The 24,617-nt window shown below is 69.8% G+C and carries 26 protein-coding genes and 1 other RNA gene; 11 read left to right on the forward strand and 16 right to left on the reverse strand.

The window, feature by feature from the left end:
- Positions 1 to 82: 82 nt before the first annotated feature.
- Positions 83 to 498, reverse strand: an RNA gene (gene rnpB / locus NAM01S_RS16205) — RNase P RNA component class A.
- Positions 499 to 562: 64 nt separating this feature from the next.
- Here rnpB and NAM01S_RS16210 point away from each other — a divergent pair.
- Positions 563 to 1,450, forward strand: coding sequence for an alpha/beta hydrolase (locus NAM01S_RS16210; RefSeq protein ID WP_067785987.1), 888 nt, complete (start codon positions 563 to 565; stop codon positions 1,448 to 1,450).
- A 5-nt stretch (positions 1,451 to 1,455) separates the two neighbouring features.
- Here NAM01S_RS16210 and NAM01S_RS16215 read toward each other — a convergent pair whose 3' ends face one another.
- Positions 1,456 to 1,776: a hypothetical protein gene (locus tag NAM01S_RS16215; protein WP_067785989.1), complete on the reverse strand. Its 321-nt coding sequence runs from the start codon at positions 1,774 to 1,776 to the stop codon at positions 1,456 to 1,458.
- An 87-nt stretch (positions 1,777 to 1,863) separates the two neighbouring features.
- Between NAM01S_RS16215 and NAM01S_RS16220 the strand changes: the two genes are divergently transcribed.
- Positions 1,864 to 2,448: an NUDIX hydrolase gene (locus NAM01S_RS16220; RefSeq protein ID WP_067785991.1), complete on the forward strand. Its 585-nt coding sequence runs from the start codon at positions 1,864 to 1,866 to the stop codon at positions 2,446 to 2,448.
- 130 nt (positions 2,449 to 2,578) lie between these two features.
- Here NAM01S_RS16220 and NAM01S_RS16225 read toward each other — a convergent pair whose 3' ends face one another.
- On the reverse strand, positions 2,579 to 2,983 hold the full coding sequence (locus tag NAM01S_RS16225) for an SgcJ/EcaC family oxidoreductase (protein ID WP_067785993.1): 405 nt from the start codon (positions 2,981 to 2,983) through the stop codon (positions 2,579 to 2,581).
- Positions 2,980 to 3,384, reverse strand: a complete 405-nt coding sequence (locus NAM01S_RS16230; protein ID WP_067786208.1) for a hypothetical protein — start codon at positions 3,382 to 3,384, stop codon at positions 2,980 to 2,982. Before NAM01S_RS16230 ends, NAM01S_RS16225 begins: the two co-directional genes overlap by 4 nt.
- A 95-nt stretch (positions 3,385 to 3,479) precedes the next feature.
- On the opposite strand from NAM01S_RS16230, the gene NAM01S_RS16235 reads away from it, so the two are divergent.
- Positions 3,480 to 4,376 carry a helix-turn-helix domain-containing protein gene (locus NAM01S_RS16235; RefSeq protein WP_253798873.1) on the forward strand — a complete coding sequence of 299 codons (897 nt, stop codon included), beginning with the start codon at positions 3,480 to 3,482 and terminating at the stop codon, positions 4,374 to 4,376.
- Here NAM01S_RS16235 and NAM01S_RS16240 read toward each other — a convergent pair.
- The 3 genes from NAM01S_RS16240 to NAM01S_RS16250 form a co-directional block, all read right to left on the reverse strand.
- The gene (locus NAM01S_RS16240; RefSeq protein WP_067785995.1) at positions 4,290 to 4,979 is read right to left on the reverse strand and encodes a chymotrypsin family serine protease; all 690 of its coding nucleotides are present in this window, start codon (positions 4,977 to 4,979) and stop codon (positions 4,290 to 4,292) included. The genes NAM01S_RS16235 and NAM01S_RS16240 overlap by 87 nt on opposite strands.
- Positions 4,980 to 5,275: 296 nt before the next feature.
- Positions 5,276 to 6,724 carry a bifunctional RNase H/acid phosphatase gene (locus tag NAM01S_RS16245; RefSeq protein WP_084482990.1) on the reverse strand — a complete coding sequence of 483 codons (1,449 nt, stop codon included), beginning with the start codon at positions 6,722 to 6,724 and terminating at the stop codon, positions 5,276 to 5,278.
- Positions 6,725 to 6,761: 37 nt separating this feature from the next.
- Positions 6,762 to 7,499, reverse strand: coding sequence for a zinc ribbon domain-containing protein (locus NAM01S_RS16250; RefSeq protein ID WP_067786212.1), 738 nt, complete (start codon positions 7,497 to 7,499; stop codon positions 6,762 to 6,764).
- 238 nt (positions 7,500 to 7,737) lie between these two features.
- Between NAM01S_RS16250 and NAM01S_RS16255 the strand changes: the two genes are divergently transcribed.
- The 4 genes from NAM01S_RS16255 to NAM01S_RS16270 are packed head-to-tail and all read left to right on the forward strand — an operon-like array spanning position 7,738 to position 10,926.
- Positions 7,738 to 8,292 (forward strand): DUF3558 domain-containing protein, encoded by a 555-nt coding sequence (locus tag NAM01S_RS16255; RefSeq protein WP_067785997.1) that lies wholly within the window; start codon positions 7,738 to 7,740, stop codon positions 8,290 to 8,292.
- A gap of 48 nt (positions 8,293 to 8,340) precedes the next feature.
- A complete protein-coding gene (locus NAM01S_RS16260; RefSeq protein ID WP_067785999.1) occupies positions 8,341 to 8,745 on the forward strand; it encodes a hypothetical protein in 405 nt (134 codons plus the stop codon).
- Positions 8,745 to 10,109: a hypothetical protein gene (locus tag NAM01S_RS36980; RefSeq protein WP_067786001.1), complete on the forward strand. Its 1,365-nt coding sequence runs from the start codon at positions 8,745 to 8,747 to the stop codon at positions 10,107 to 10,109. The genes NAM01S_RS16260 and NAM01S_RS36980 overlap by 1 nt, the downstream gene beginning before the upstream one ends.
- Before the next feature lie 52 nt (positions 10,110 to 10,161).
- A complete protein-coding gene (locus NAM01S_RS16270) occupies positions 10,162 to 10,926 on the forward strand; it encodes an ESX secretion-associated protein EspG (protein ID WP_067786003.1) in 765 nt (254 codons plus the stop codon).
- A 7-nt stretch (positions 10,927 to 10,933) separates the two neighbouring features.
- Here the strand turns inward: NAM01S_RS16270 and NAM01S_RS16275 are convergent, their stop codons facing one another.
- The 3 genes from NAM01S_RS16275 to cobC all read right to left on the reverse strand — a co-directional run bounded on the left by NAM01S_RS16275 (position 10,934) and on the right by cobC (position 14,102).
- Positions 10,934 to 11,578, reverse strand: a complete 645-nt coding sequence (locus NAM01S_RS16275; RefSeq protein ID WP_067786005.1) for a hypothetical protein — start codon at positions 11,576 to 11,578, stop codon at positions 10,934 to 10,936.
- Between the two features lie 54 nt (positions 11,579 to 11,632).
- Complete coding sequence (locus NAM01S_RS16280; protein WP_067786007.1) at positions 11,633 to 12,757, reverse strand: Nif3-like dinuclear metal center hexameric protein; 1,125 nt, start codon at positions 12,755 to 12,757, stop codon at positions 11,633 to 11,635.
- Between the two features lie 277 nt (positions 12,758 to 13,034).
- Positions 13,035 to 14,102: an Rv2231c family histidinol phosphate aminotransferase CobC gene (gene cobC / locus NAM01S_RS16285; protein WP_067786009.1), complete on the reverse strand. Its 1,068-nt coding sequence runs from the start codon at positions 14,100 to 14,102 to the stop codon at positions 13,035 to 13,037.
- A 44-nt stretch (positions 14,103 to 14,146) separates the two neighbouring features.
- On the opposite strand from cobC, the gene NAM01S_RS16290 reads away from it, so the two are divergent.
- Both NAM01S_RS16290 and NAM01S_RS16295 read left to right on the forward strand, forming a co-directional pair.
- A complete protein-coding gene (locus tag NAM01S_RS16290; RefSeq protein WP_067786010.1) occupies positions 14,147 to 14,650 on the forward strand; it encodes a low molecular weight protein-tyrosine-phosphatase in 504 nt (167 codons plus the stop codon).
- Entirely contained in the window at positions 14,650 to 15,549 is a 900-nt protein-coding gene (locus NAM01S_RS16295) for an SURF1 family cytochrome oxidase biogenesis protein (protein ID WP_067786012.1), read from the forward strand. The genes NAM01S_RS16290 and NAM01S_RS16295 overlap by 1 nt, the downstream gene beginning before the upstream one ends.
- Positions 15,550 to 15,599: 50 nt before the next feature.
- On the opposite strand, the gene NAM01S_RS16300 is transcribed toward NAM01S_RS16295, so the two are convergent.
- From NAM01S_RS16300 to NAM01S_RS16315, 4 genes are all read right to left on the reverse strand, one after another.
- The gene (locus NAM01S_RS16300) at positions 15,600 to 16,427 is read right to left on the reverse strand and encodes a sterol desaturase family protein (protein WP_067786014.1); all 828 of its coding nucleotides are present in this window, start codon (positions 16,425 to 16,427) and stop codon (positions 15,600 to 15,602) included.
- 3 nt (positions 16,428 to 16,430) lie between these two features.
- Positions 16,431 to 17,144 carry a FadR/GntR family transcriptional regulator gene (locus tag NAM01S_RS16305; RefSeq protein ID WP_067786016.1) on the reverse strand — a complete coding sequence of 238 codons (714 nt, stop codon included), beginning with the start codon at positions 17,142 to 17,144 and terminating at the stop codon, positions 16,431 to 16,433.
- 144 nt (positions 17,145 to 17,288) lie between these two features.
- Positions 17,289 to 18,107: a class I SAM-dependent methyltransferase gene (locus NAM01S_RS16310; RefSeq protein WP_067786018.1), complete on the reverse strand. Its 819-nt coding sequence runs from the start codon at positions 18,105 to 18,107 to the stop codon at positions 17,289 to 17,291.
- Between the two features lie 341 nt (positions 18,108 to 18,448).
- Entirely contained in the window at positions 18,449 to 19,396 is a 948-nt protein-coding gene (locus NAM01S_RS16315; protein WP_067786020.1) for a cobalamin biosynthesis protein, read from the reverse strand.
- 129 nt (positions 19,397 to 19,525) lie between these two features.
- Between NAM01S_RS16315 and sigJ the strand changes: the two genes are divergently transcribed.
- Entirely contained in the window at positions 19,526 to 20,470 is a 945-nt protein-coding gene (gene sigJ / locus NAM01S_RS16320) for an RNA polymerase sigma factor SigJ (RefSeq protein ID WP_067786022.1), read from the forward strand.
- A gap of 1 nt (position 20,471) precedes the next feature.
- On the opposite strand, the gene NAM01S_RS16325 is transcribed toward sigJ, so the two are convergent.
- Positions 20,472 to 20,864, reverse strand: a complete 393-nt coding sequence (locus tag NAM01S_RS16325; protein ID WP_067786214.1) for a MerR family transcriptional regulator — start codon at positions 20,862 to 20,864, stop codon at positions 20,472 to 20,474.
- A gap of 57 nt (positions 20,865 to 20,921) precedes the next feature.
- On the opposite strand from NAM01S_RS16325, the gene NAM01S_RS16330 reads away from it, so the two are divergent.
- A complete protein-coding gene (locus tag NAM01S_RS16330) occupies positions 20,922 to 22,496 on the forward strand; it encodes an MFS transporter (RefSeq protein ID WP_067786024.1) in 1,575 nt (524 codons plus the stop codon).
- A gap of 22 nt (positions 22,497 to 22,518) precedes the next feature.
- Here the strand turns inward: NAM01S_RS16330 and ald are convergent, their stop codons facing one another.
- Positions 22,519 to 23,634, reverse strand: coding sequence for an alanine dehydrogenase (ald, locus tag NAM01S_RS16335; RefSeq protein WP_067786216.1), 1,116 nt, complete (start codon positions 23,632 to 23,634; stop codon positions 22,519 to 22,521).
- Positions 23,635 to 24,617: the final 983 nt, after the last annotated feature.

Here is a 24,617-nt window from a genome sequence, read left to right on the forward strand (position 1 = left end):
CGGCCCGCATCCGGCGGTTCGACTCTCGTTCTTCCGGCGCCGATCCTCGCGGGCTCGGCACACCTCGATGCCGGGCGTGGGGCGGACGAGTTGGTCTGTAAGCCGGATCCTGTTCCCGGTTCGCACCGGGCGGCGACCATCCATCTGGGCACACCGTCGCCGGGTGCCTCGAGCGGCCCACCCGCAGGCTCGGGCGAGCAACCCTCGAACGCCTGCGCAGCCGCACTCCGAGAAGTGCGACCTTCGACCTTGCTCCGGGCGGGGTTTACCGAGCCGCCCCGGTCACCCGGGGCGCTGGTGCGCTCTTACCGCACCGTTTCACCCTCACCGCGCGTCCCCGAAGGGACACGGGCGGTCTGTTTTCTGTGGCACTGTCCCGCGGGTCACCCCGGGTTGCCGTTAGCAACCGCCCTGCTCTGTGGAGTCCGGACTTTCCTCGGCGACGGGCGGCGGCACCGGAGTGCCCGTTCCCATCGCCGCGGCCGCCCGACCAACTCGTCCGCGCGTGCCAGGATACTCCCCGGCAGGTGAGCGGCCGCTCGCGCCAGTACGGTTAGACGTCATGGAACGTCTCGAGGTCAGTTTTCCCTCAGGTGGCCAGCAATGCGCCGCCTGGCTGTATCCCCCCGCAGGCGTCCCCAAGCCCCGTCCGCTCGTGGTGATGGGGCACGGTCTGGGGGGCACGCGGGATATGGGATTGGACAGGTACGCCCGACGATTCGCCGCGGCGGGCATGGCCGTGCTCGTGTTCGACTACCGACATTTCGGTGCGAGCCAAGGTGATCCGCGCCAGCTGCTGCACATCGCGCGACAGCGGGAGGACTGGCGGTCGGCCATCGCGTACGCGCGCACCCTGCGCGGCATCGACAAGACCCGAATCGCGTTGTGGGGCACGTCGTTCGGCGGCGGTCACGTGCTGACGGTGGCGCCGGAGGACGACTACATCGCCGCCGTGGTCGCTCAAGTGCCGTTCACCAGCGGGTGGGCTTCGGCATGGGCGAAGGGGCCGATCAGCATGACCAAGGTCGCCACCATCGCCGCCACCGATCTGCTGATCGGGCCGCTGCGGCGCAAGCCGGTGCGGATTCGGCTGGCCGGGCGCAAGCGGTCAGCGGCGCTGATGAGCGCGACCGATGTGCCGGAGGGTTTCGGAAGGCTGGCCGAGGAGAGCGAGACGTACGACCCGAAAGTCGCAGCGCGCGTTGCCTTTCCGGCCCTGTTCGATTCGCCCGGACGGCACGCCAAGGCGTTGAAGATGCCGGTGTTCTACGCGGTGGCCGACAACGATTCGATCGCGCCCGCCAAGCCCGCGCTGAAAGCGGCCGAACGCACCAAGCACGCGGTCGTGAAGCGTTATCCCGTCGGGCATTTCGACGTGTACTTCGACGACGTCTTCGAGCAGGCGGTCTACGACCAGACCGACTTCCTTGTCTCGGTACTGCGGCCGTGAGCACCTCAGCGTGAACGGCGCAGCGTCCGCCACAGGATGAGCAGCGCGGCGAGGGCGGCCAGCGCGAACGGCAGTGGTCGTTCGCGGACGGCGGTGGCGATATCGCGGCCGCGCTCGGCGACCGGTTCGGGCAGCACCTCCTCGCCGTGCTCGGCCGCGTCGAGAACCCGGGCGGTCGCGCGATCCACCAGATCGGTCGCCGCGAGCGCGGCCGCCGCGCTGCGGTCCTCGGCGCGGTGTTTGGCGTCGGTGGCCTTGTCTTTGGCGGTGTCGACGAGGTCGTGCAGCTTGTCGGTGTCCGGGTCGGTGGGGCGTCGCGGGTCCATGGGTACCTCCTTGTCGCTTCGAGGTCGCGTACCCGGGTGTGTGCGGAACAAACAGCTTGTCGGTGCCCGCCGCTACAGTCGCGGGCCATGAACGCAGCGACTGCCGCGGTTGCCGAGATCGTCCGTGGGATCGACCCGTGCGACGAGCTCGAGCGCGAACACATCGCGACGGCGCTGGACTGGCTGGCGTCGACCGACGACGTGTTCCGCAGGGAGAAACCGGCGGTGCCGCCGCGGCACCTGGTGGCGTACACGGTGCTGGTCGACCCGGTGTCGCGCGCGGTGTTCCTCGGGCGCCATCGGCTGGCCGGACTCTGGTTGCCGATGGGCGGTCATCTCGACCCCGGCGAGCATCCGTTCGACGCGGCCCGTCGGGAGGCGGGCGAGGAACTCGGTATCGCCGCCGACTTCGATGTGGTGGGTTCCGCGCCGTTGTTCCTCACCGTGACCACGACCGTCGGAATCGGCGGTGGCCACGAGGACGTGAGTCTCTGGTACGTGATTCGCGGCGATCGCACCCGCGAGTACCGGCTGGACCCGCGCGAATTCGACGGTGGACGGTGGTGGGACATCGACCGGTTCGCGGTTCCGGAGTCCGATCCGTATTTCGCCCGCTTTCTGTCGAAGCTGGATGCGGTCCTCGGAACGGGCCTGGATCCCGTCGCGGCGTAGATCCAGGCGATCGGTCGGACCTCTGCCGAAAGCGGTACTCAGGCAACCGAGTTGGTGGGGAATCATGGCTCGGTTCCGCCTGATCACCGCCCGCGCGGGACGGAATAGGGGCCGTCACCGCGGCCGCGCGTCATGGCGCCGATCGGATGCGGGTGTTCTGGAAGGACGTGAACAACCACTGTCCGTTCACGCGCACGGCGGTGCGGGTTTGGATCGAAAGGTCTTCCGGGCGGCAAGTGTTCGCGCCATCCCGCAGCACACAGACGCCGTCGGTGACCAGCAGGGCCACGTCGGGCGCCGGAAACCGGATCGTGGTTTCCCGCGGAGGCGAGAGGCGCGTGCCCTTCATGAAGCCGTCGAAACCCTGCTGCATGACCTCGGCCAATAGCGCTCGGCCGCGGACGAACTCGCCGATGACCGAGACGAAGTCGGCGTCCTCGGTGAACGTCGCGGCGAACGCCACACCGTCACCCGCGGCCCACGCGGCGGTCTGCGCGTCCAGCAGTTCCAGCAATCGGGCCTCGTCGGCGCTCACCGCGCCGCCCGCCGCAACGCGGTGTATTCGGTCGCGGCGAAGGCGGCGACCACGGTCGCGCCGATCAGCACGAACAGCACGCCCAACCCGGTCAGCTCGAGCACCCCGGAGAACGCCAACGCCACCATTCCCACCGCCGACAAGGTGTTCACCGCGACGACCGCCTTCGCGTGCCGCGTGGGAATCCGCGGATACCCGGCGATCAGCAGGAGCGCCAGCGCACCACCCACCATCGCGACCCCGAACGGAATCGACCACGCCGTCGGCAGCCCGAGCGGGTCGCGCAGCGCGGCCGCTCCGCCAAGCATGACGACGCCGAACGCGCCGGTACTCCAGCCGTCGACACGCAGTGCCGTGCGCAACGGGTCGGTGGGCGGGGCGGCGAGTGCTGCCGTACTCATGTCCATCTCCTGTCGATCGAGCTTCCGCCACCCACGATGCCGGGGCGCGGTAAGCGTCTCAATAACCTCGGAGGTCATGTGGCTACCCTGCTGAGGTGGAGAACGGTTCCCGTATCGGCCCGCTGCTGCGCGAATGGCGGCAGCGACGGCGGCTGAGCCAACTGGATCTGGCGCTGGCCGCCGACAGTTCGGCCCGCCACGTGTCCTACCTGGAGAACGGGCGCGCGGCGCCGAGCAGGGCGATGGTGCTCCGACTGTGCGAGGCGCTGGATGTGCCGCTGCGGGAACGCAATACGCTGCTGCTCGCCGCCGGTTTCGCACCGGCGTATCGCGAGTCCCACCTCGATGACGCCGAGCTGACCGCGGTGCGCTCGGCGGTGGCGACCATGCTCGCCGCGCACGAGCCCTACCCCGCGGTGGTGGTGGACCGGTGGTGGAATGTGGTCACCGGCAACTCCGCGATGTCGGTGCTCACGGCGGGCGTTCCTGAGCATCTGCTGACGCCACGTCCGAACGTCTACCGGCTGGTGCTGCATCCGGACGGTCTGATCGCGCGGCTGGCCAATCCCGTACAGGTGCGGGAGCTGTTCCTGGAACGCCTGGGCCGCCAAGCCGAGGCGACCGGCGACGAGCGCCTGCGCGCGCTGTACGACGAGGTGCTGAGCTATCCGGCGCCGTCGGATCCGGCGGCGGATCGCGCGGCGCCGACGGGTCCGTTCCAGGTGCCGGTCCGGATCAGGACGCCGCTCGGGGAGATGGCGATGTTCAGCACCATGGCGACGTTCGGCGCGCCCGCGGACGTGACGCTCTCCGAGCTCGCCATCGAATTGTTCTATCCCCTGGACGAATTCACCGCCGCGGTCCTGCGCGGGACCACGGCGGTGAACGGTTCGACCGGAAAAGACTCAGATCGGGCGGAATCCGGCGCCGACGCCGCCGATGGCGTTGACGGCGGCGAGGATCACGTCGATCGGCGCGAAGAACGCCGGTGAGTGGATCGGGTTGGCCGCGGTGGTGCACGGCACGTCGAAGCCGATGCCGGCGAGGCCGGTCAGCCTGCCCTGGTTCATGCCGACCAGGCGGTCGCCGACCGTCACAGGGCCGCCGGAGTCACCGGGCTTCGAGCAGGCCTGGTTCAGGGTGATGGTCTCGTCCAGGTTGCCCCAGACGACACCGCAACCCGGGCCGCTGGTGCGACCGTTGGAGCACACGGTAGTGCCGGGACCCGGCGTCGGGCCGATCCCGTTGATGGTGGTGGCGCCGACCGTGCGAACCGGCGTGACCTTCGCCGGATCGAACTGCAGCACAGCGAAATCCAGCCCCTCCCCGTTGTCGGAGTAGGCGACCACACCGACCGCGCCCACGTCAAGCGCCGCCTCCGATGCCAGCCGCGAACCGGCGGGCGCGCAGTGGCCCGCGGTCAGGCCCACCAGACGACCGGCGTTGTCGTGGCCGATGGCGGTGAGCGAGCACGCGGAGTTGTTCTCGAAGACGAGGCCGGAGCTTCCGCCCAGCACCGCACTCCCCGGAGCGGCCTGCGCGGCGCCCGAGACGGCGGCGCCCACACCCGCGACGACGGCCGTCACGGCCGCCATCCACCTGAATCTCACAGCAGTAACTCTCCTTCTCGAAAGACACAGGCCGACACTCGATTTCGATCGAGGAATCGACCCACCCGACACATCGTGCAGCGTCGCACCGACAGAACGGTGACGCGATGCTCGTTCCGGATGTCTCCGCGCGGCTGCGGAGCGAACCGAGTACGCGGCCTCGGTCGACTGTCGGCTACCTCAGCGTCGGGGTAGCGGCCGGTGCGCGCAATGCGATGTGTGCCGCGCCACCGTACCCGGAGACGGCCGCCGATGCGTCGGTCAGGTCGGAAAAGGAACGGTCAGGACAGGTAGGAGGTGTCGTTGACCAGCCGCACCGAGGACCCGCCGTCCGGGTAGAACTCGGCGATGGACAGCGACGCCAGATCCAGATGCAGCCGGTACAGCAGCGACGGTCCCACCCCGAGCGCCAGCTGCAACAGCGTCTTGATCGGCGTCACGTGGCTGACCACCAGCACGTTCCTGCCCGGATACAGCGCGACAAGGTCGCGGCGCACCGCCTCGACCCGTTCGCGGACCTCGTCGAAGCTCTCCCCGCCCGGCGCCGCCACCGACGGATCGCCGAGCCAGCGCGCGTGCAACTCCGGATCGCGTTGCGCCGCTTCGAGAAACGTCAGGCCTTCCCATGTGCCGAAGTCGGTTTCGATGAGCCCGTCGTGCGTGCGCACCGGCACGTTCAACGCCGCGCCCGCGGCCTCCGCGGTCTCCCGCGCGCGGCCGAGCGGCGAGCTCAGAACCGCGGCGATATCGCCCTTGGCCGCAAGCATTTTCGCGGCGCGCGCGGCTTGTTCCCGGCCGAGCGCGGTGAGCGGGGGGTTGCCGCGGCCCGAATAGCGCCGTTGCACGGAGAGCTCGGTTTGGCCGTGGCGGAGCAGGAGCAGGCGGGTCGGGCGGCCCATCGCGCCGGTCCAGCCGGGACCGGTGGAGGCGGCGTCGGTGTTCGCGGGGTCCACTCGGGAGGCGCGGACTTCGTCGATCCAGCTGGGGGCGTTCTGTTCGGATCCTCGAACGGAAGGCCGTGCAGCGGTGGCAGCTTCGGTGCCGTCGTCGACGGTGCCGGACGCCGGGGTTCCGATGCGTGGTGGGGCTCCGAGCCCGGTCTCGCTGCTCTGTGTTTCGGTGGCCGCCCCGTTTGCGAGGCCTTGCTCAGCCACAGCGTCCGTAGCTGCCGCGTCGTGCGCCGAACCGGTAGATGCCTCCACGCGAGCGCGACCCGCAGCGTCACCCGCAGGCGCCGGGCGCTCCGGCTCGCGGGCAGCTGTGGAAGTGTCGCGCATCTCGTGCCCGGCATCGCGGGCGGCCCGCACCTCGTCGACCAGGGTGGCGTCGTCCATCGCCTCGTTGGCCAGGCGGTCGGCATGCGAGTTCTGGGCGCGCGGAATCCAGGTGAAGCCGACCCGGTCGAAACCCGCGACCAAGCGGCGGGCTCGGTCCGCCAGCGGGATCATCGCCGCGTGCTTGACCTTCCAGCGGCCCGACATCTGCTCGATCACGAGCTTGGAGTCCATCCGCACGTCCACCGTGCGCGCGCCCAGCTCCGCGGCGGCCTCCAGGCCCGCGATCAGCCCGCGGTATTCCGCGACGTTGTTGGTGGCGATGCCGAGGCTTTCCCGCCGCTCGGCGAGCACCGCGACGTGGTCGGCAGCGAAGACGACCGCGCCGTACCCGGCGGGCCCCGGGTTGCCTCGCGAACCACCGTCCGCCTCGACGATCACGTGCTCGTAACTCACCGGACCTCCTCGGCATCCGGACGATCGGACCCGCAGGTCACAGACCGGATTCCTTGGTGCGCACCAAGATCGCGTTGCATTCGGGGCAGCGCACCACCACGTCGGGCGCCGTCTTCGCGATGCGCGCGATCTCGCCGCGGTCCAGCTCGATCCGGCACGCGCCGCACTTGCGCGCTTGCAGCAGCGCCGCGCCGACACCGCGCTCGGCCTTCTGCTTGTCGTAGGCGCTCAGCAGCTCCGCGGGGAACAGTCCGATCAGATTGGACCGCTCGTCCGCGCAGCGCCCCTGCGCCACATCCAGATCCGCCAGCGCCTCGTCGCGCAGCCGCTGCGCGTCGGCGAGCTCCTCTTCGGTCTTGCTCAGCCGGGCGCCCGCGTGATCGTGATCGGAGGCGGACGCCTCGCGGCGCTCCATCACCTCCAGCAGTTCGTCCTCGAGCACGCCGCGCCGCCGCTCCAGACTGCCCAGCTCGTGCTGGATCTCCGAAAGCTGTTTGGCGCCAATGGAACCGGCCGTCAGCATGCCGCGGTCGCGCTCCTCCCGCTTGCGGACCGCCTCGATCTCGCCCTCGAGCTTGCGGATGTCGCGATCGAGGTCGTCCAGCACGATCTCCACCGCCACCGCGGCGTCCTTGTGCTTGTTGCGCTCCCCCTCCAGCCGCGCCACCTCCTGCTGCTCGGGCAGCACGGTGCGCCGATGCGCGATCCGCGTCAGTTCGGCGTCGACAGCCGCGAGCTGAAGCAGCTTGGCCTGGATCGGTGGTTCGACATTCAACGCGGACAAACTCCTGAGCACTGTGGACGGGTCGGGGGTATCCGCCGGGCGGCGAATGCCAGTGCTCAACCGTACCCCGGCCCCCGGGCGGTTGGTTCCGAGACCGGGCCGAGGAATGTGCGGGTCGCGCGCCCGCGATGCCGGGTAGCGGCCGGAATCCGAGGGAACCGACGCGCGGTTGCCCGCGTCTTATAGTTACGACGGGGGAAATCGCCCGACGCCGACGACAGGGAGAGCTATGCGAACCGCCGACGCCCTACGCACCGCGGCCGCGGGCGCCGCTGTCATCGGGTTGGTCGCCGGGTGCGGGTCGACGGTCGGCGGGACCGCCGCGACGCCGACGACCACGGTTCGGAATCTGGATGAGATCGAGGTCTTCAATCCGTGTACCAGCCTGAGTGAGGATGCGCTGCGGGCGACCGGCGCGGACCCGGCAAGCAAGGACGTGGTGACGGATCCCCCTACGGGTCCTGCGGCGTGGCGCATCTGTTCGTGGGACTCCACAACTCTTCCGTACTTCATTACGGTGGCGTCGAGCAGCCACACCATTGACGAGGTTCGTTCCAACCCTGATGAAACTGGCTTCCGCGAGGTGCCTGTCGGGCCTCGCCCGGGACTGATTCACCAGGACAAATCCGACACTCGTGGACTGATCTGTCGCGTCGCAATTCCCGCCGAGCAAGGCATGTTCGTGATCAGCGCAGATTGGCGCGCATCCAAGCCCGTCACTCACGACCGATGCGAGCTTGCGGTTCAGCATGCAGAGGATCTCGAACCACATCTACCGAAGTAACAACCGCCGAATTGCAACGTTTACCAACTGACAAGGGGGTGGGACGCCGTGTCGGACGACCTGCAGGCACAGATGAGGCAGTGGCAGCAACTCAAAGAACAGGCTGTCACGGGTGAGTTCCGTATGGATGAAGGCATCGGCGAAGCCCTTCGAAAGCGCTGCGAGACGATGCTCAGAGACTTGGACACCATGGTGCGAGATGCGCAGCAACTCCAGTACTTGGCAGGCTACGGCAGCCTGCCCTCAGCCGTCGCACTGCAGGAGAAGTTCCAGAACAAAGCCGTCAACGGCGGACCGCACGACAGCAAGGATTCGGCGGCAACTCGCCTGCAGCAGCACATCGAGGTCGTCCAACTCATGCACGACACCTACGCCGCCGCAATCGGCAAACTGCAAGAAACCGACCAAACCGCAGGCACCCAACTGACCGCCCACACCGAAGGGATGAACTGATGCCCTTCTTCGTCGCCGCGGCAGCGGTCATCGGCGTCATCGCGGGCGGTGCGGGAATCGCCCGCGCGCAGAACGACTCCCACGAGAACAAGGTCAACGAGACCAATCTCCGCGACTCCGGCGAGGACAAGTGGAAGAACGACCGGAGCCACATCCAGAACGAGTGGAACACCCTCAACGGTCAGTACGGTGACCGCGCGCCCACGGTGCTGAAAGACATGGAGCCCTTCGACACGTGGTCGCACGAGCAGATCTGGAAGGCGCTCAACGACCACGAGGGCGGCAAGGGCGTCTCGCAGGCCGACATCAACAGCGGCGCGGACGGTTGGCGGCGGCTACGCGACCGCGCCGACGAGGCGGTCCGCCAGTTCCGCACCGGCGTCGACCAGGACATCGAACAACTCTGGAAGGGCCGCGCGGCGAACGCCGCGATGGAAGCCACCCGCGCCTACACCGACGAGTTCAAGAAGTTGCCGACCAGCTTCCAGCAGGTCGCCAACGGCATCGACCTGTTGCAGGGCTACCTCGATCAGGTCAAGATCTCGATCCCGCCCGCGCCGCACGTTTCCGGCTTCGACGAATTCATGGGGCACATCCCCGGCAACGGTGTGTTGAAGCTGGCGCAGCATCGCGCGAACGAGGCCGAGGCGAACGCTCGCCGGATCATGCAAGAGATCTATGTGCCGGGCGCGCAAGAGGTCGACAGTCACACTCCCAAGCTCCCCGAGCCGTTCAATCCGGTCGGCAATCCCGGTGACAAGCCGAAGGACGACAACGGCAGTTGGCCGCCCGGCGGTCGACCGGTGAATCCGCGCGGTACCGACGATCCCGGCGGCTCCGGTGACGATCCGAATGCGGGAGACGACCCGAATCAGGCGCAAGCGGATGATCCGGGCACGGACCCGCAGAACACGAACCCGGCCGGGACGAATCCGGCGGGCACCGATCCGCAGAGCACGGTGCCGCAGAGCGGCGTGCCGACGCCGGACAAGCCGAAGTCGTACCTGGAGGACCCGCTCAGCAGACCCGATCCGAATCGACCGGGCTCACCCGGTTCGCCGGGCTTCCCGGGCGGCCTCGGTGGTCCCGGTGGTCCGGGATCGAATCCCGGCCCGGGGAAGAGCATCCCGGGTGGCAAACCAGGGCAGCCAGGCGCACCCGCAGGCACACCGGGTGCGCGAGCCGCGTCGCCGACCGCGGGGCGTCCCGGCATGCCAGGCATGGGCGCGCCGGGTGCCGCACGCCGCGGCGAGGACGACGAGAGCGAGCACAAGATTCCGGACTACCTCGTGCAGGACCGCACCACCGAGTTGCTCGGCGTGCAGCCGCGGGTCCTGCCGCCGGGCGGGGTCATCGGCGGATGAGCGAACCGAATTCAGCGCGCGTGCCACGGCCGTGCGCCGACGAGGCGCTGGCATGACCGAATGGCGTTGGCAGCTGGACGGTCTCGCGTTCGGCATCGCGATGGAAGCGATGGGCCGGGATCGGCTGCCGTATCCGTTGAGTTTCCGGCCCGAATTCATGGAGTCCCAGGCGGATTTCGAGCGGCTGCGCATGCGGACGGCGCAGCGGTTGCAGACGATCTTCGACGAGCGGCTGCACCGCGCGCTCACCGTCCTGCTGGAACCGCAGGTGCGCATCGAGATTCACGGCTTCTACGGTCCGGAGTTGAAGCAGGTCGTGCGGATGCACGCGGGCATAGTGGATCAGGTCGCGACGATCGCGGTGCAGCAACCCGGTCCGGATCGGGAGCACGGGCGCGATGTCGTGCTCACCATGTGTTACTCGCACATGGTTGTCTCGGAGATCGCGGCGCGCTTGCCGCGTTGCCGGGGCGGCGCCCACCATCCGTTCAGCGCTCGCCGCACGGACCTCGACCAGCCGCTGTACTCCCGGCATCCCACGCGCCTGTCCCGTACCGAGGAGGTGAACCGATTCTTCCGGCGGCCGCGTAGCGGTGCGGGCGAGATCACCGTCTACCCGGGCATCACCTACGACGCAAGGCCGACGCTGGACGGGCACGCGTTCATCTGGCTGGACTACCCGGACGACGGGCGATACCTGCTGGTCAATCACGGCAGGAACGACTTCGACATCGCGCCGGGTCCCCCCGACGAGATCATGCGACAGCTTCAGCAGCGGATCGATGTGGTGAACCGGGAGCGCACGCACACGTGGTGACGCACGGTCAGCTTCCCGGCGCGCGGGTCTTGATGGCGTCGCGGGAGATGTAGACGTCGTATTCGCCGGGGGTCGCGATGACGGCGTTGCCGTAGGCGGAGCGGACGAAGGGGTCGGTCCACCACTTTCCGTCGCGCATGTCGGCGAAGAAGTCGGCGTCGCCGCCGTTGAGGAAGATGTGGTTCTGGGTGGTGGCGACGCCGTCGAGGCGCTGGCCGTACAGGCGGGTGACCTGGTAGCCGGAGTGGAAGCCGAGGGCGTTCACCCAGGGCTCCAGCTCGACGATGTTGGCTTGCAGCACCCACAGATCGCCCTGGACGCGGAACTTCTCGCGTCGGTCCGGATCGTCGTCGTCGCCGTAGAGCGTCAGGTCGACTTCGAGCTGATGTTCCTCTCCCGCAACCTCACTCACCACCACGTGCGCGGCTTTGATCTCGCCGCTCAGTCCCAGGTACGTCTGCATGAGGGTCGCGACCCACAGCAGCAGCACCGCGACGACGAGGAGCACGAGGCCGCCCGCACCCCGGCCGAGCAGCACCCGCGGCCCGACCCTGCGCACCTTCACCAGCGCCGAAACGAGCAGCGCGACCGCGATCAGGATCAGCAGGATCAATCCGATCTGCAGGATCCCGAAATCCACCGGGTAACTCATGCGGTAGTTGTACCCGCTTCCGGCGCTTCGATTCCGGGGAACGGCGAGGAACCGTCAGTCCGCGGCGCCCACCGACCACGGATCGGTGCGGATGGTGCAGACGCGGGTCTCCACGTCGGGAAGCGCCGCGGCGACAATGCCTTCCGCTTGCGCGCACCAAGGGAATTCGGTGGCCCAGTGGGCGGCGTCGACGAGTGCGGGTCCGCCCTTGCGGAGGTGTTCGTCGACGGGGTGGTGGCGCAGGTCGGACGTGAGGTAGGCGTCGACGCCGAGACGGGTGGCCGCGGCCAGGTAGGAGTCGCCCGCGCCGCCGCACACCGCGACCCGCTCGATCATCCGATCCGGATCGCCCGCGGCGCGGACCCCCCACACGGTGGACGGGAGCGCGGCGGAGACGCGAGCGGTGAAGGCGCGCAAGGGTTCCGGTTCGGGCAGGGTGCCGACGCGACCGATGCCGAGCCCGGACGGCAGGGCGGCGCGCTCGGTGACGTGGTACGCCGGGTCCTCGTACGGGTGCGCGGCGCGCAGGGCGGCCAATACCGCGCTGCGGGCCGCGGGCGGGGCGATGACCTCGACACGGTCCTCGTCGACGCGCTCCAGTTCGCCGATCGTGCCGATCGCCGGATTCGCGCCCGGCGCGGGACGGAACTGTCCGGTGGTCGGCGCCCAGCTCGCGCAGTCGTGATAGTTGCCGCTGGTGCCCGCACCCGCGGCGAACAGGGCGTCGAGCACCGCGTCGGTGTGGGTGCACGGGACTTGGACGACCCAGTTGTCCACCGCGGCCGTGGGTTTCGGGTCCAGCGGAGCGGTCACCGTCAGCCCGATCGCCGCGGCGAGCGCGTCCGAGACGCCGGGGTCGGCGGAATCGGCGTTGGTGTGGGCGGTGAACAGGGCGCATCCGGAACGGATGAGACGGTGCAGCAGAGCGCCTTTGGCGGTGTCGGCGGCCACGGTGTCGACGCCGCGCAGCAGCAGCGGATGGTGCACCACCAAGGCCTGGGCGCGCCAGTCGATGGCCTCGTCTACTACCTCGGCGGTCGCGTCCACCGCGAACAAAACCCTGGTGACCTCGTCTTCCGGATCACCGCACACCAACCCGACCGAGTCCCACGACTCCGCCAGCTTCGGCGGATACGCCGCGTCGAGCACCCCGATGAGATCCGCCAGCGTCGTCACCATCCGCCTACCCTCACTCCTCCCGAACTACCGTTCCGGCGCGCGCCGGCCGTCCTCCATCATCCAACTCGGGAGTTCGGCCCGGACAACACACCCGGCTTCCCGCCGTGTCCGCCCGACCGAGAGGGCACGCCTCCGCTCGAACGAGACGACGCCGACGACTACCTCCGCCGTCTACGAAGGCGAGAGGCACCCGCCGTCGGTCGCCTCGCCACCGTCGGCGCCACCGTCGCGGCCATCCGCTCGGGCGGACGTCCGGCCCGGAGCAGCAGTGCTGCCGTCAGCTTCCGTCGAGGTTCGCCCGCTGGAGACGACCGGGCGCGGTGCGGATGGCAGCGCACAAGCGGTCTACCGCGGCACCCTCCCGCACGGCCACCCGAAGGAAATCAGGCCCGAGCCCCGGAAACGTATTCGCCCGGCGCACCGCGATTCCCGCATCGGCCAGGTGCCGACGCAACGATTCCCCGTCCGCGACATGCACAAGGAGGAACGGCGCGTGCGCGGGCGTGTGGACGTGGACGCCGAGGTCGGTGAGACGTTCGACCATCACCTCACGCGCGGCGGCGAGAGCCGTTGCGTGGCGGTCGGATTCGGCGACGGCGTGCGGTGCGGCCGTGGCGGCGATCGCCTCGAGTTGGAGGGTGCCGAGCGGCCAGTGCGGGCGGCCGTGGTCGAGGCGGGCGAGCAGATCGGGGGCGCCGAGGAAGTAGCCGCAGCGCAGGCCGGCGAGCGCCCAGGTCTTGGTGAGGCTGCGCAGGACGAGGATGTCCGGGGTGGCGGCGGTCGCGAGGGATTCCGGCTCACCGGGGACGGCGTCGGCGAAGGCCTCGTCGACGACGACGAGGCGGCCGGGACGGCGCAGGGCGCGCAGGGTTTCGGCAGGGTGCAGGACCGAGGTCGGGTTGGTGGGGTTGCCGAGGACGACGAGATCGGCCTCGTCGGGCACCGCGCGCGGGTCGAGGGTGTAGGGCGGTTCGAGCAGCACTCGCGCGACGGGGACGTCGGCCTGGCGCAGCGCCAGTTCCGGTTCGGTGAACGACGGGTGCACCACCGCGGCGAGGCGCGGGGCGAGCTTCGGCAGGAGCGCGAACCCTTCGGCCGCGCCCGCGAGCAACAGCACCTCGTCCGGGCGGCGGCCGTGCCGGGCGGCGACGGCGGTGCGGGCGGCCAGGTCGTCGGCGGCGCTCGGGTAGCGGGCGAGGTCGGTCAGGCGGGTGGCGAGGCGTTCGCGCAACCACGGCGGCGGCTCGCTGCCCTGCACGTTGACCGCGAAATCGAGCATGCCCGGGCGCGCGTCGACGTCGCCGTGGTGGCGAAGCAGCGCGGGGTCGACTGTGTCGGAGGGCACGGGATCACACCCTACGTGGCGGGCGAACGAGGAGACCGGCCAGAATGGCTGTCGTGGGTGACCTGCACGTCTCGTTCGTCTGTACCGGCAATATCTGCCGATCGCCGATGGCGGAGAAGATGTTCGCGCACCACTTGCGCCTGGCCGGCTTGGCCGACCGGGTGCGGGTGAGCAGCGCGGGCACCGGCTCCTGGCACGTCGGCGACGACGCCGACCCGCGCACCACCGAGACGCTGCTGAAGTACGGCTATCCGACGGGCCACGTGGCCGCCGTCGTCGGCGCCGATCACCGCGCGGCCGACCTGCTCATCGCCCTGGACACCGGGCACGAGCGGGCGCTTGCCCGACTTGGCGTCCCGTCCGATCGCCGCAAGCTGCTGCGCAGTTTCGATCTCGGAGCCGACGGCCCCGACGTGCCCGACCCGTACTACGGCACCGCCGCCGATTTCGAGCTCGTCCGCGCGCAGATCGAGGCCGCGATCCCCGGCCTGCTGGACTGGGTGCGCGCGGCGCTGGACCGGGTCCCCGTCTCGGACGGGCGGCCGTGATGCGCCGCCTGGCGTTCCTGTTGCGCCCCAGCTGGCTGATCCTCGCCGCGCTGGTGGCCGCCTTCGCGTACCTGTGCTTCACCGTGCTCGCGCCGTGGCAGCTCGGCAAGAACACCGCCACCGAGCACCGCAATCAACTGATCGCCGACTCGGTGCGCGCCGACCCGGTCGACGTGACCACGGTGCTCGACACCTCCGGCGCCGGGCACAACGAATGGCGGCGCGTCACGGCCACCGGCAGCTACCTGCCCGACTCGACGGTGCTGGTGCGCCTTCGCCACCTGGACGGCGCGCCCGGCTACGCGGTGCTCGCGGCCTTCCGCTTGGACGACGGGCGCACGCTGCTCGTCGATCGCGGTCTGGTCGCCGGTGTGGACGGCAGCTCCCGGCCGCCGCAGATCCCCGAACCGCCGTCGGGCCCGCAGCGCCTCGAGGGCCGGGTCCGGATGTCGGAGGGCGTGAGCGCGGACCGGACGCCGCTCACCCAGGACGGCTACCGCCAGGTGTATTCGATCGACACCGCCCAGGAATCCGAGGTGCTCGGTCAGCCGCTCACCCCGATTCCCGCCGGCGAGCGCGGTGGGTACCTCCAGCTCTCGGAGAACCAGCCGGGCGCGTTCACCCCGACCCCGCTCCCCCAGCTCGACGCGGGACCGTACCTCTCCTACGGGCTGCAGTGGCTGGCCTTCGGCATCATGGCGCCGCTGGGCCTCGGGTACTTCGTCTACGCGGAGATCCGCGAACGCCGCAGGGAGAAGGCCGCGGCCGCGCAGTCGACGCCGACGGAACCGGCACCGACCGAACCCACGTCGACCGAACCCGCCGCGGCGACACCGACACCGGCGCCGTCGACGACCGAGGCCAAGCTCGCCGACCGCTACGGCCGCAACCGCACCTGACTCGACCCGCGGCTGCGGAAGCACGTCCGACCGGACTGCCGACCTGCCCCTCACTCGGCAGGCGCCCACCCCGGCCCGCGGAACATGTGCCCCCACCAATCTCGCCACCGCCGGGCGCCGCGCACATCCCGCCAGATCGCCGCGTATTCGTGGGTGGCGACGCGCACCGGGTTGAAGGTGCCGATGTTCTTCGTCAACCCGTAGCGCACCCGCTCCCCCTCCGGTTCGAAGGTGCCGAACAGCCGGTCCCAGACGATGAGGATGCCGCCGTAGTTCCTGTCGAGGTAAGCGTCGTTCGAGCCGTGGTGCACGCGATGGTGCGATGGCGTGTTGAAGACGAATTCGATGGGCCGCCACAGCGTTCCGACCCGCTCGGTGTGCACGAAGAACTGGTAGACGAGGCTGACCGACTGCTGCAGCAGGATCATCCACGGCGGGAATCCGAGCAGCGCCAGCGGCAGCCAGTACGGCAGTGCTGTGAACGGCGTCCACGTCTGACGCAGCGCCGTGGACAGGTTGTAGAACTCGCTGGAGTGGTGCACCACGTGGGAGGCCCAGAACACCCGCACGGTGTGGTGGGTGCGGTGATACCAGTAGTAGGCGACCTCGTCGGCGAAGAACAGCGCGACCCAGGTGAGCGGGTGGTCGGCCGGTAGGTGTACGGGCGCCGCCAGGTAGGCCGCCGCGTAGACCGCGACGACCACGAGCTTCCAGCCGATGTTGATCACCACGTTGCCGAGACCCATGAGCAAGCTGGTCCTGGTGTCGCGCAGTTCGTATCCGCGCTCCTCGTCGTCGGGCAGCCAGTAGAACGAGGCGGCCTCGAGCACGAGGCAGAGCACGAAGACCGGGATGGCGTGGGCGATGAGGTCGAACATGGGTCAGGCTTTCGGTACGTCCAGTGCGTCGACGAGACGGCTGAGCAGGCGATAGGCGTAGGCGTAGGCGTGGTCGACGTCGCGGGCGGCGATGCGGACGGCGAGCTCGCGATGCACGTCGCGGTCGGCGTACTCCTCGTTCAGGCCGAGCCGGGCGATGAGCTCCCAGCCGATATCGGCGTAACCGGCGACCAAGGTGTTGAGCGCGAGCCGATACGCGAGGTTGCCCGAACCCTCGATCACGGTGATCCAGAACGCGTGGTCGGCGGCGATCACAGTGGCGAGGTCGGCGGTGGCGTCGGGGTAGGCCGCGGCGGCGCGCAGGATCGCGGCCAGCTGATCCGGATCGGCGCGCTGCGCGCACAGGCGCGCCGAGTCCGCACCGACGGATCGGCGCATGACGGCGATGTCGTACAGAACCCGTTGCGGCGGTATCGAACCCGAGCGCGCGAGTGCGGAGAGGATGTCGAGTCCCGCGTTCTCCCGCCAGTTCAGCACCCGGGTCTTGCCGCCGTGCGCGACGCGCACCAGGCCGCTCTGCTGCACCCGCTTGAGCGCCTCGCGCACCGCGTGCCGGTTCACCTGGAACGTTTCGGCCAGCTCCCGCTCCGAGGGCAACGGTTCCTCGGGCGCGATCCGCCCCGCGAGTATCGCGTCGACCAGCTGACCGAAGACGGCATCGGAGACGGCGGCGCGATCGACGGCGGCGAATTCCATGCGAGCAGTGTGCCGCGTCACAGTCTAGTGGTCAACTGGTTGGACCAGTTTGCCTCGGCTCGTGGCGGACCCAGGTTGAGCTACGGTGAGGGCCACCTTGGGGCGGTGACTCCGCGCCCGGCCGGAGCGAAGGCGAAGGTATGTCTAACCCGACGTGGCGGCCAACGAGTACAGCAACGGCACCCGCAAGGCAGGGTCGGGCTGACGGAAACGCGGGCCGTCGGCGACGAGCGTGCCGTAGCGCCGAAACGGGATCACGTCGTGCTCGTGCACGAATTCGATGCGCAACCCGGCGCCCGCGACGGCGCTGACGACATCGCCGAGCGTGTGATGCCACTCGGTGACCGTGTTGTGCGTGGTCTGCGCGTCCCAGTCCGCGTAGGAGCCCGCCAATTCGTAGGTGCGCGCCGCGCGGCCGAAGTAGTCGCCCGCGACGGTGGTGCCGGTGGCGTCGTCGAGCACATCGGTCAGGGGGTGGATCTCGACCAGGTAGAGCCGTCCACCCGGCCGCAACAGACCGGCGACGGTGCGCGCCCAGCGCCGAATGTCCGACAACCACATGAGCGCGCCCATGCCGGTGTAGACGAGGTCGAACGCCGCCGCGCCCAGCGCATCGACCGCGTCGTACACATCGGCGGCGACGAATCGGGCCCGGTCGGCGACGCCGATCTCGGCGGCGAGCTCGGTGGCCTCGGCGATGGCGGGCGCGGAGAAATCCAGACCTGCGACGCGGGCGCCACGACGTGCCCACGACAACGTGTCCAGACCGATGTGGCATTGCAAATGGGCCAGTTCGAGGCCATCGACGTCACCGACCTCGTCCAGCTGAAAGGGATCGAAGTCCTCGGCACCGGCGCGGAAGCCGTCGAGGTCGTAGAACGTGCTCGCGGCATTGATCGGGACCCGCTCGTCCCAGTGACGCTTGTTCTGCTCGACCAGGTCGGCGGGGCTGGTTTCGGTCATGCGGTCGATCCTAGGAGCGGTCCCGGGGGCGCGGGCAAGCGAATTTCGGCGCTCCGCTCATCGCCGCGCACTTCCCCTTCGCCGCCGAGGTCCATTGGGCGCAAGGCGAATTCCGCGCTGCCTCACGCTGACGTCTGCGCGGCTGAGCGGCTGAGCGGCTGAGCGGGTGAGGACAGAATTCGCCCAGCTACGTAGAAGTCGGCGCGGCCACCACGCGGCACGCAATGCGGTGCGACACGACGAACACGAGCCCGCGCGAGGCCACAACGCGGCACACGAAGCCCACAATGCGGTGCGACACGAGGAACACGAGCCCGCGCGAGGCCACCGACCGCGCGAGATCAGCGCGAGCGCGACAGCCGCCGACGCAGCGAGGGCCAAACCCACGCCGCACCAGCCGCGAGCACCACCGCTCCCACCTGAACGGCCTCCGACATCCGCACCGCCCGCCGCAGATCCGGAACCGTGGGCGCGGGCCCGTCGCCGAGAGTCGGCCGCAGTTCCGTCCCGTACCGGTACTGCGTCCGCCCGCCCAGTCGGACACCGAGGGCGCCCGCCATCGCGGCCTCGACGACGCCCGCGTTCGGGCTTGGATGCTTCGCCGCGTCGCGCCGCCACGCGCGCAGCACCGCGCCGGGACGTCCACCGACCAGCGGCGCGAACCCGGCGGTGAGCAGTCCGCTGACGCGGGCGGGCGCGAGGTTCACGACGTCGTCGAGCCGGGCGGCGGCCCAGCCGAAGCGGTGGTAGCGGTCGTCGCGGTAACCGATCATCGCGTCGAGGGTGTTGATCGCCCGATAGCCGAGTAGCCCGGGCACGCCGGCCACCGCGCCCCAGAACAACGGCGCGACGGTGGCGTCGGAGGTGTTCTCGGCGATGGATTCCAGTGCGGCGCGAGCCAATCCGTCGGCGTCGAGCACCGAAGGGTCCCGCCCGCACAGCGAGGGCAGCAGCGCGCGAGCCCCTGCCAGATCACCCGACTCCAGGTGATCGGCCATGGCGCGACCGGCGGCCGCCAGGCTGCGCCCGCCGAGCACGGTCCAGGTGGCGAGGGCGGTCGTGACGATGCCGCCCCGCCGCGCCGCGAACCCGAGACCGAGCACGGCCCCGACCGCGACGGCCTCGTGCACGATCCCCGCAAGCCGCCGGTCAGCGTAGGTCAGGGATTCGAGCGCGCTTGCCGCCGAACCGAACCCGGCCACCGGATGCCACCGGCGCGGGTCGCCGAACGCGCGATCCAGCGCGAAGCCGAGCAGCAGACCGCTACCGGCCGAGATCCCCGTGTGCACCTGGCGAGAGTAGCGGGCACACGACGGTCGCGACCGCCGGGATGTCACACTCTGTGGTCCTGCCTCGTCATACCGGCGACGCCCGCTACGACCCCGCGATCGGGGCCGCCCGACCGAACGGTGGTTGCAGTGACATCCGAGAAGCCCGAGCCCCTCGACACCGCCGAGCTGGCGCGCCGCTTCGAGGAGCACCGGCCGTATCTGCGCAGGCTCGCCTACAGCACGCTGGGCAGCCTGGCCGACGCGGACGACGTGGTGCAGGATGCCTGGCTGCGGTTGCAACGCCAGCACGAGGCGGGCACCGCGGGCGAGATCGAGAACCTGCGCGCCTGGCTGACCACCGTGACCGGCCGGTTGGCGCTCGACCAGCTCGGCTCGGCCCGCGCCCGCCGCGAACAGTACGTCGGCGACTGGCTCCCCGAGCCGGAGGTCACCACCGTGGACGATCCGGCCGACCGGATCACCCAGGACGAGCGGGTCACCACCGCGCTGCTCGTCGTGCTCGAATCCCTCTCGCCCGCCGAGCGCACCGCGTTCGTGCTGCAAGACGTGTTCGGCATGAGCGGCCCGGAGGTCGCCGAGGTGGTGGGGCGTACACCGGCCGCGGTCCGTCAGCTCGCCTCGCGCGCCCGCAAACGTGTCGAGGACGGAACACCCCGCTTCCCCGCCTCACCCGACGAGCAGGAAAAGGTGGTGTCGGCGTTCGCAGTGGCGTGGCGGTCCGGGGATCTCAGCGCGCTGCTCGGCGTGCTCGACGCCAACGTCAGCCTGACCGCTGACGGCGGCGGCAAGGTGCCCGCCATCCGCAAGGGCGTGCAGGGCGCGGAGCTGGTGGCGAAGCTGCTGCTCGGTTGGTACAACGCGCCGTCCGCGCGCGGCGCGTGGGGCCGGTCGGTCCTGGTCAACGGCGAGCCCGGCCTCGTCGTCTTCGACGGCGCCCACACCGGCGTCTTCTCCTTCACCGTCGACGACGGCCGCATCGTCGCGCTGCACATCGTCCGCAACCCGGACAAGCTGCGCGAACTCCCTGAAACCGACACCCCCGATTGGTTCCTCGGCCCGGACCAGGGATAGGTCAGTCGCTGCGCACCAGATCGTCGACGGCGCGAACGACGTCGGGTGGGGCGGTCGCGATGACGGTGTCGAGGGCGTGGCGGGCGGTTTCGAGGTCGCGGATACTCGCGTCGATGCGGTCGCGTTCGCGATACAGGTCGACCAGGAGTTCGGGGCAGTCGGCGATGAGTTGCCCATCTCCGGTGGAAAGGCACGGCAGCAGGTCGGCGATGGTGGTGGTGGACAGACCCGCGGCGAGCAGGCTGCGGATGTTCAGCACGGTCTCGACGTCGGATTCGGTGTACTCCCGATACCCCGAAGGCTGCCGGTGCGGCCGCAGCAGCCCCTGTTCCTCGTAGTAGCGCAGCAGGCGCTGGCTGACGCCCGTGCGTCGCTGCAATGTCCCGATTCGCATCGCGACCTCCGATACGTACTTGACTCTCACATTGATGTGAAACTTTAGCGTAGCGGCATGTCCGATCCAGATCCCTTGCACCCCAACCGAACCACCACCGCACCTGCCGGTCCCCGTGACTGGCTCGGCCTCGCCGTCCTCGCCCTGCCGACCCTGTTGCTCGCGATGGACGTCACCGTCCTGTATCTGGCCGTGCCGCACCTGACGGAAGATCTGCGGCCGACCGGCATCGAACAGCTGTGGATCGCCGACATCTACGGCTTCATGATCGCCGGCTTCCTGATCACCATGGGCACGGTCGGTGACCGCATCGGCCGACGCAAACTGCTGATGCTCGGCGCGGGCGCGTTCGCCGCGGCGTCGGTGCTTGCCGCCTTCGCCACCGGCCCGCTACTGTTGGTCGTCGCCCGCGCGCTGCTCGGGATCGCGGGCGCGACCCTGATGCCCTCGACGCTCGCGTTGATCAGCAACATGTTCCGCGATGCCGGACAACGCGCGATGGCGATCGGGGTGTGGGCCACCTGCCTGTCGGCGGGCATGGCCCTCGGCCCGATCATCGGCGGCTCGATGCTGGAGTCGTTCTGGTGGGGTTCGGTCTTCCTGCTCGCCGTGCCGGTGATGGCTCTGCTGCTGGTGACCGCGCCGATACTGCTGCCGGAATATCGCGACCCCGAGGCGGGCCGCGTCGACCTGCCGAGCGTACTGCTGTCGCTGGCGACCATCCTGCCCGTGATCTTCGGCATCAAGAAGTTGGCCGAAGCGGGCCTCTCCGCGGTGCCGGTCGCGGCGATCGCAGTGGGTATCGGCTTCGGCCTGCTCTTCGTCCGCAGACAAGGCGAACTCGCCGACCCGCTGCTCGATCTGCGGCTGTTCGGCAACCCGACGTTCCGCGCGGCACTGCTGATCCTGCTCTTCGGACTCGGCACCGTCGGTGGCATCTACCTGTTCATCACGCAATACCTGCAGCTGGTGCGCGGTCTGACGCCGCTGGGGGCCGGGCTGTGGTTGCTGCCTCCGGCCGGGGCGCTGATCCTGGCGTCGATGCTGACGCCGATCATCGCACGCAAGGTCGAACCCCGGTTCATCGTCACGGCCGCACTGGCCATCGCGACGCTCGGTTACCTGACGCTTGCCTTCGTCGACGCCATCGGTGGGCTTCCGGTGTTGGTTTCCGGCTTCGTGCTGGTGTACGTCGGTATCAGCCCGCTCATGGTTCTCGGTACCGATCTGGTCATCGGGACGACGCCACCGGCGAAAGCGGGTTCGGCTGCGGCTATGTCGGAAACCAGCATGGAGTTCGGTGTCGCTACCGGTATCGCCGTGCTCGGCGTCATCGGCACCGCGATTTACCGGGCGGACGTCGCGGGCTCCCCGGTGCCGGGAGTGCAGCCCAGGGTGCAGGAGGCTGCGGAGGACTCGCTCGGCGCCGCCGACGCCGCGGCGACCGATCTGCCCGCCCATCTCGGCGACACGCTGCTCTCCGTGGCTCGCGATGCGTTCACGAGCGGCCTCAACAGCACGGCGCTCGTGTGTGCGGCGATCACGGCCGCGTTGACCGCCGTGGCGCTCACGTCGCTGCGACCCGCCGCGGCTTCTTCCTCGCACGAGGCAGACAGGGCGCCGCACTTGTGAAGCGTGCGCGGGCGGCGCGGGGTCAACCTGCCAGGCCGACCGTCTCCGTGACGGGATAGCCATGAGCCGCGGCCACTTCGGCGGAGAGCAGGCGTCCTCTGTCGGCGGCGAGGCCGTGGGCGAGGTCCGGGTGGGTGGTGCACGCGTCGCGCCACCCGTGGTCGGCGATGGCGCGCACGTACGGGAGGGTGGCGTTGGTCAGGGCGACGGTGGCGGTGTGCGGTACCGCGCCCGGCATGTTCGCGACGCAGTAGTACAGCGCGTCTGCCACCCGGAAGGTCGGATCCGCGTGCGTGGTCGGCCGCGAACCCGCGAAGCAGCCGCCCTGGTCGATGGCGATGTCGACCAGCACCGACCCCGGCCGCATCGCCGCGACCATCTCCTCGCTGACCAACTTCGGGGCGCGCGCACCCGGCACGAGCACCGACCCGATCACCAGATCGGCGCCGAGCACAGCGCGCTCGACCTCGGCGGCATTCGACGCCACCGTGGTGATCCGCCCCTGGAACCGCGCGTCGAGTTCGCGCAGCTTCCCCAGGTTGGTGTCGAGCACGCTGACCCGCGCGCCCATTCCGGCGGCCATGATCGCGGCATTGGTCCCCGCCACGCCGCCGCCGAGGACGACCACATCGGCGGGCCGCACGCCGGGCACGCCGCCGAGCAGCACACCGGACCCGCCGAGCGGCGCCATCAGGTGATACGCGCCGACCTGCGGACCCAACCTGCCCGCGACCTCGCTCATCGGCGCGAGCAACGGCAACGAGCCGTCGGCGGCGCGCACCGTCTCGTAGGCGAGGGCGGTGATGCCGGAGCGCAAGATGGCCTCGGTGCAGTCCCGCGAGGCGGCCAGGTGCAGGTAGGTGAACAGCACTTGATCCCGGCGCATCCGCGGGTACTCCTGCGCGATCGGCTCTTTCACCTTCAGAACCAACTCGGCATCCGCCCACACCGCGTCCGGGCCGTCCACCAGCGTCACACCCGCCTCGACGTAGTGCCGATCGGCGAACCCTGACCCGACGCCCGCGCCCGCTTCGATCAGCACCTGATGCCCGAGCCGAACCAGCTCCCCTGCGCCCGCGGGGGTGAGCGCGACCCGGAACTCCTGCTCTTTGACCTCCCGTGGCACTCCTATCCTCATATCGCCATCGTGGACCACCCGGCGAAGGTTCGCCACGACGGCGCGCACACCCCAGCGGATAACTTCCGCCCAATCCGCCCCCAACTGCGCCACCGCACACCACCCCGACCCCACGGCCGAAAATTATCCGCGCCACTACTCGACCGCCCGCCGCCGACGGACTTCCGCCACGGCTCGGCGCGCCCATCGCCGACGGACTTCGGCCACGACTCAGCCCGCCCGCCGGACGGACTTCGGCCATCAGTCGGCCGGAATGTTCGGGACGACCCGATACCGAGCGAGGGCTAGGGGAGGACCGGGACGGGCAGCGCCGCCGGGCAGACCGGAATGCCGACGCACGCACCGCCACCACCACCCGGGTTCGGATCGACCGGCACGGTCGGCACAGTCGGCACAGTCGGCACCGATGGCACCGTTGGCGCGGGCGGATCGACCGGAGGGCAACCGGCCGGGAACCCGACACAACCGCCGCCACCGGGGTTGGGGTCGACTGGGACCGTCGGGACCGGCGGCGTGGTCGGATCGACCGGAGGGCAACCGGCGGGGAACCCGACGCAACCGCCGCCACCGGGGTTCGGATCGACCGGGGCCGTCGGCGTGGAGGGGATGCTGCCCGATGACGATCCGCTACCGATCGCACCTGGGATCGCCGGAGCGGGGTCGGCGGCGGCGACCACGACACCACCGAGTGCTATGCCGAGGGCAGCCAGACACGCCGCTCCGGTCGTACGCATCGAATTCATTCAGTTCACGTCCTTGGAATGCGGAATTCGCCGCCACGAACTCGCCGCGGCCAGAAAGGCATATCACATAGTCTTTCCCGTTGCCGCACAGCGCATTTCGAATTGCCAGGTTCGTAGAACAGCCCCTGCTTTTCGAAGCATTCGGAATGCGGATACGACGGAAAGTCGTCCTGCGACGAGTCCCACTTCCGCCGCCCGCTCGGCACAAGTCCCGCCGCGCACCGCGCCGCGGTCGACGCC

The organism is Nocardia amikacinitolerans NBRC 108937 (genome assembly GCF_001612615.1).
Lineage (GTDB): Bacteria > Actinomycetota > Actinomycetes > Mycobacteriales > Mycobacteriaceae > Nocardia > Nocardia amikacinitolerans.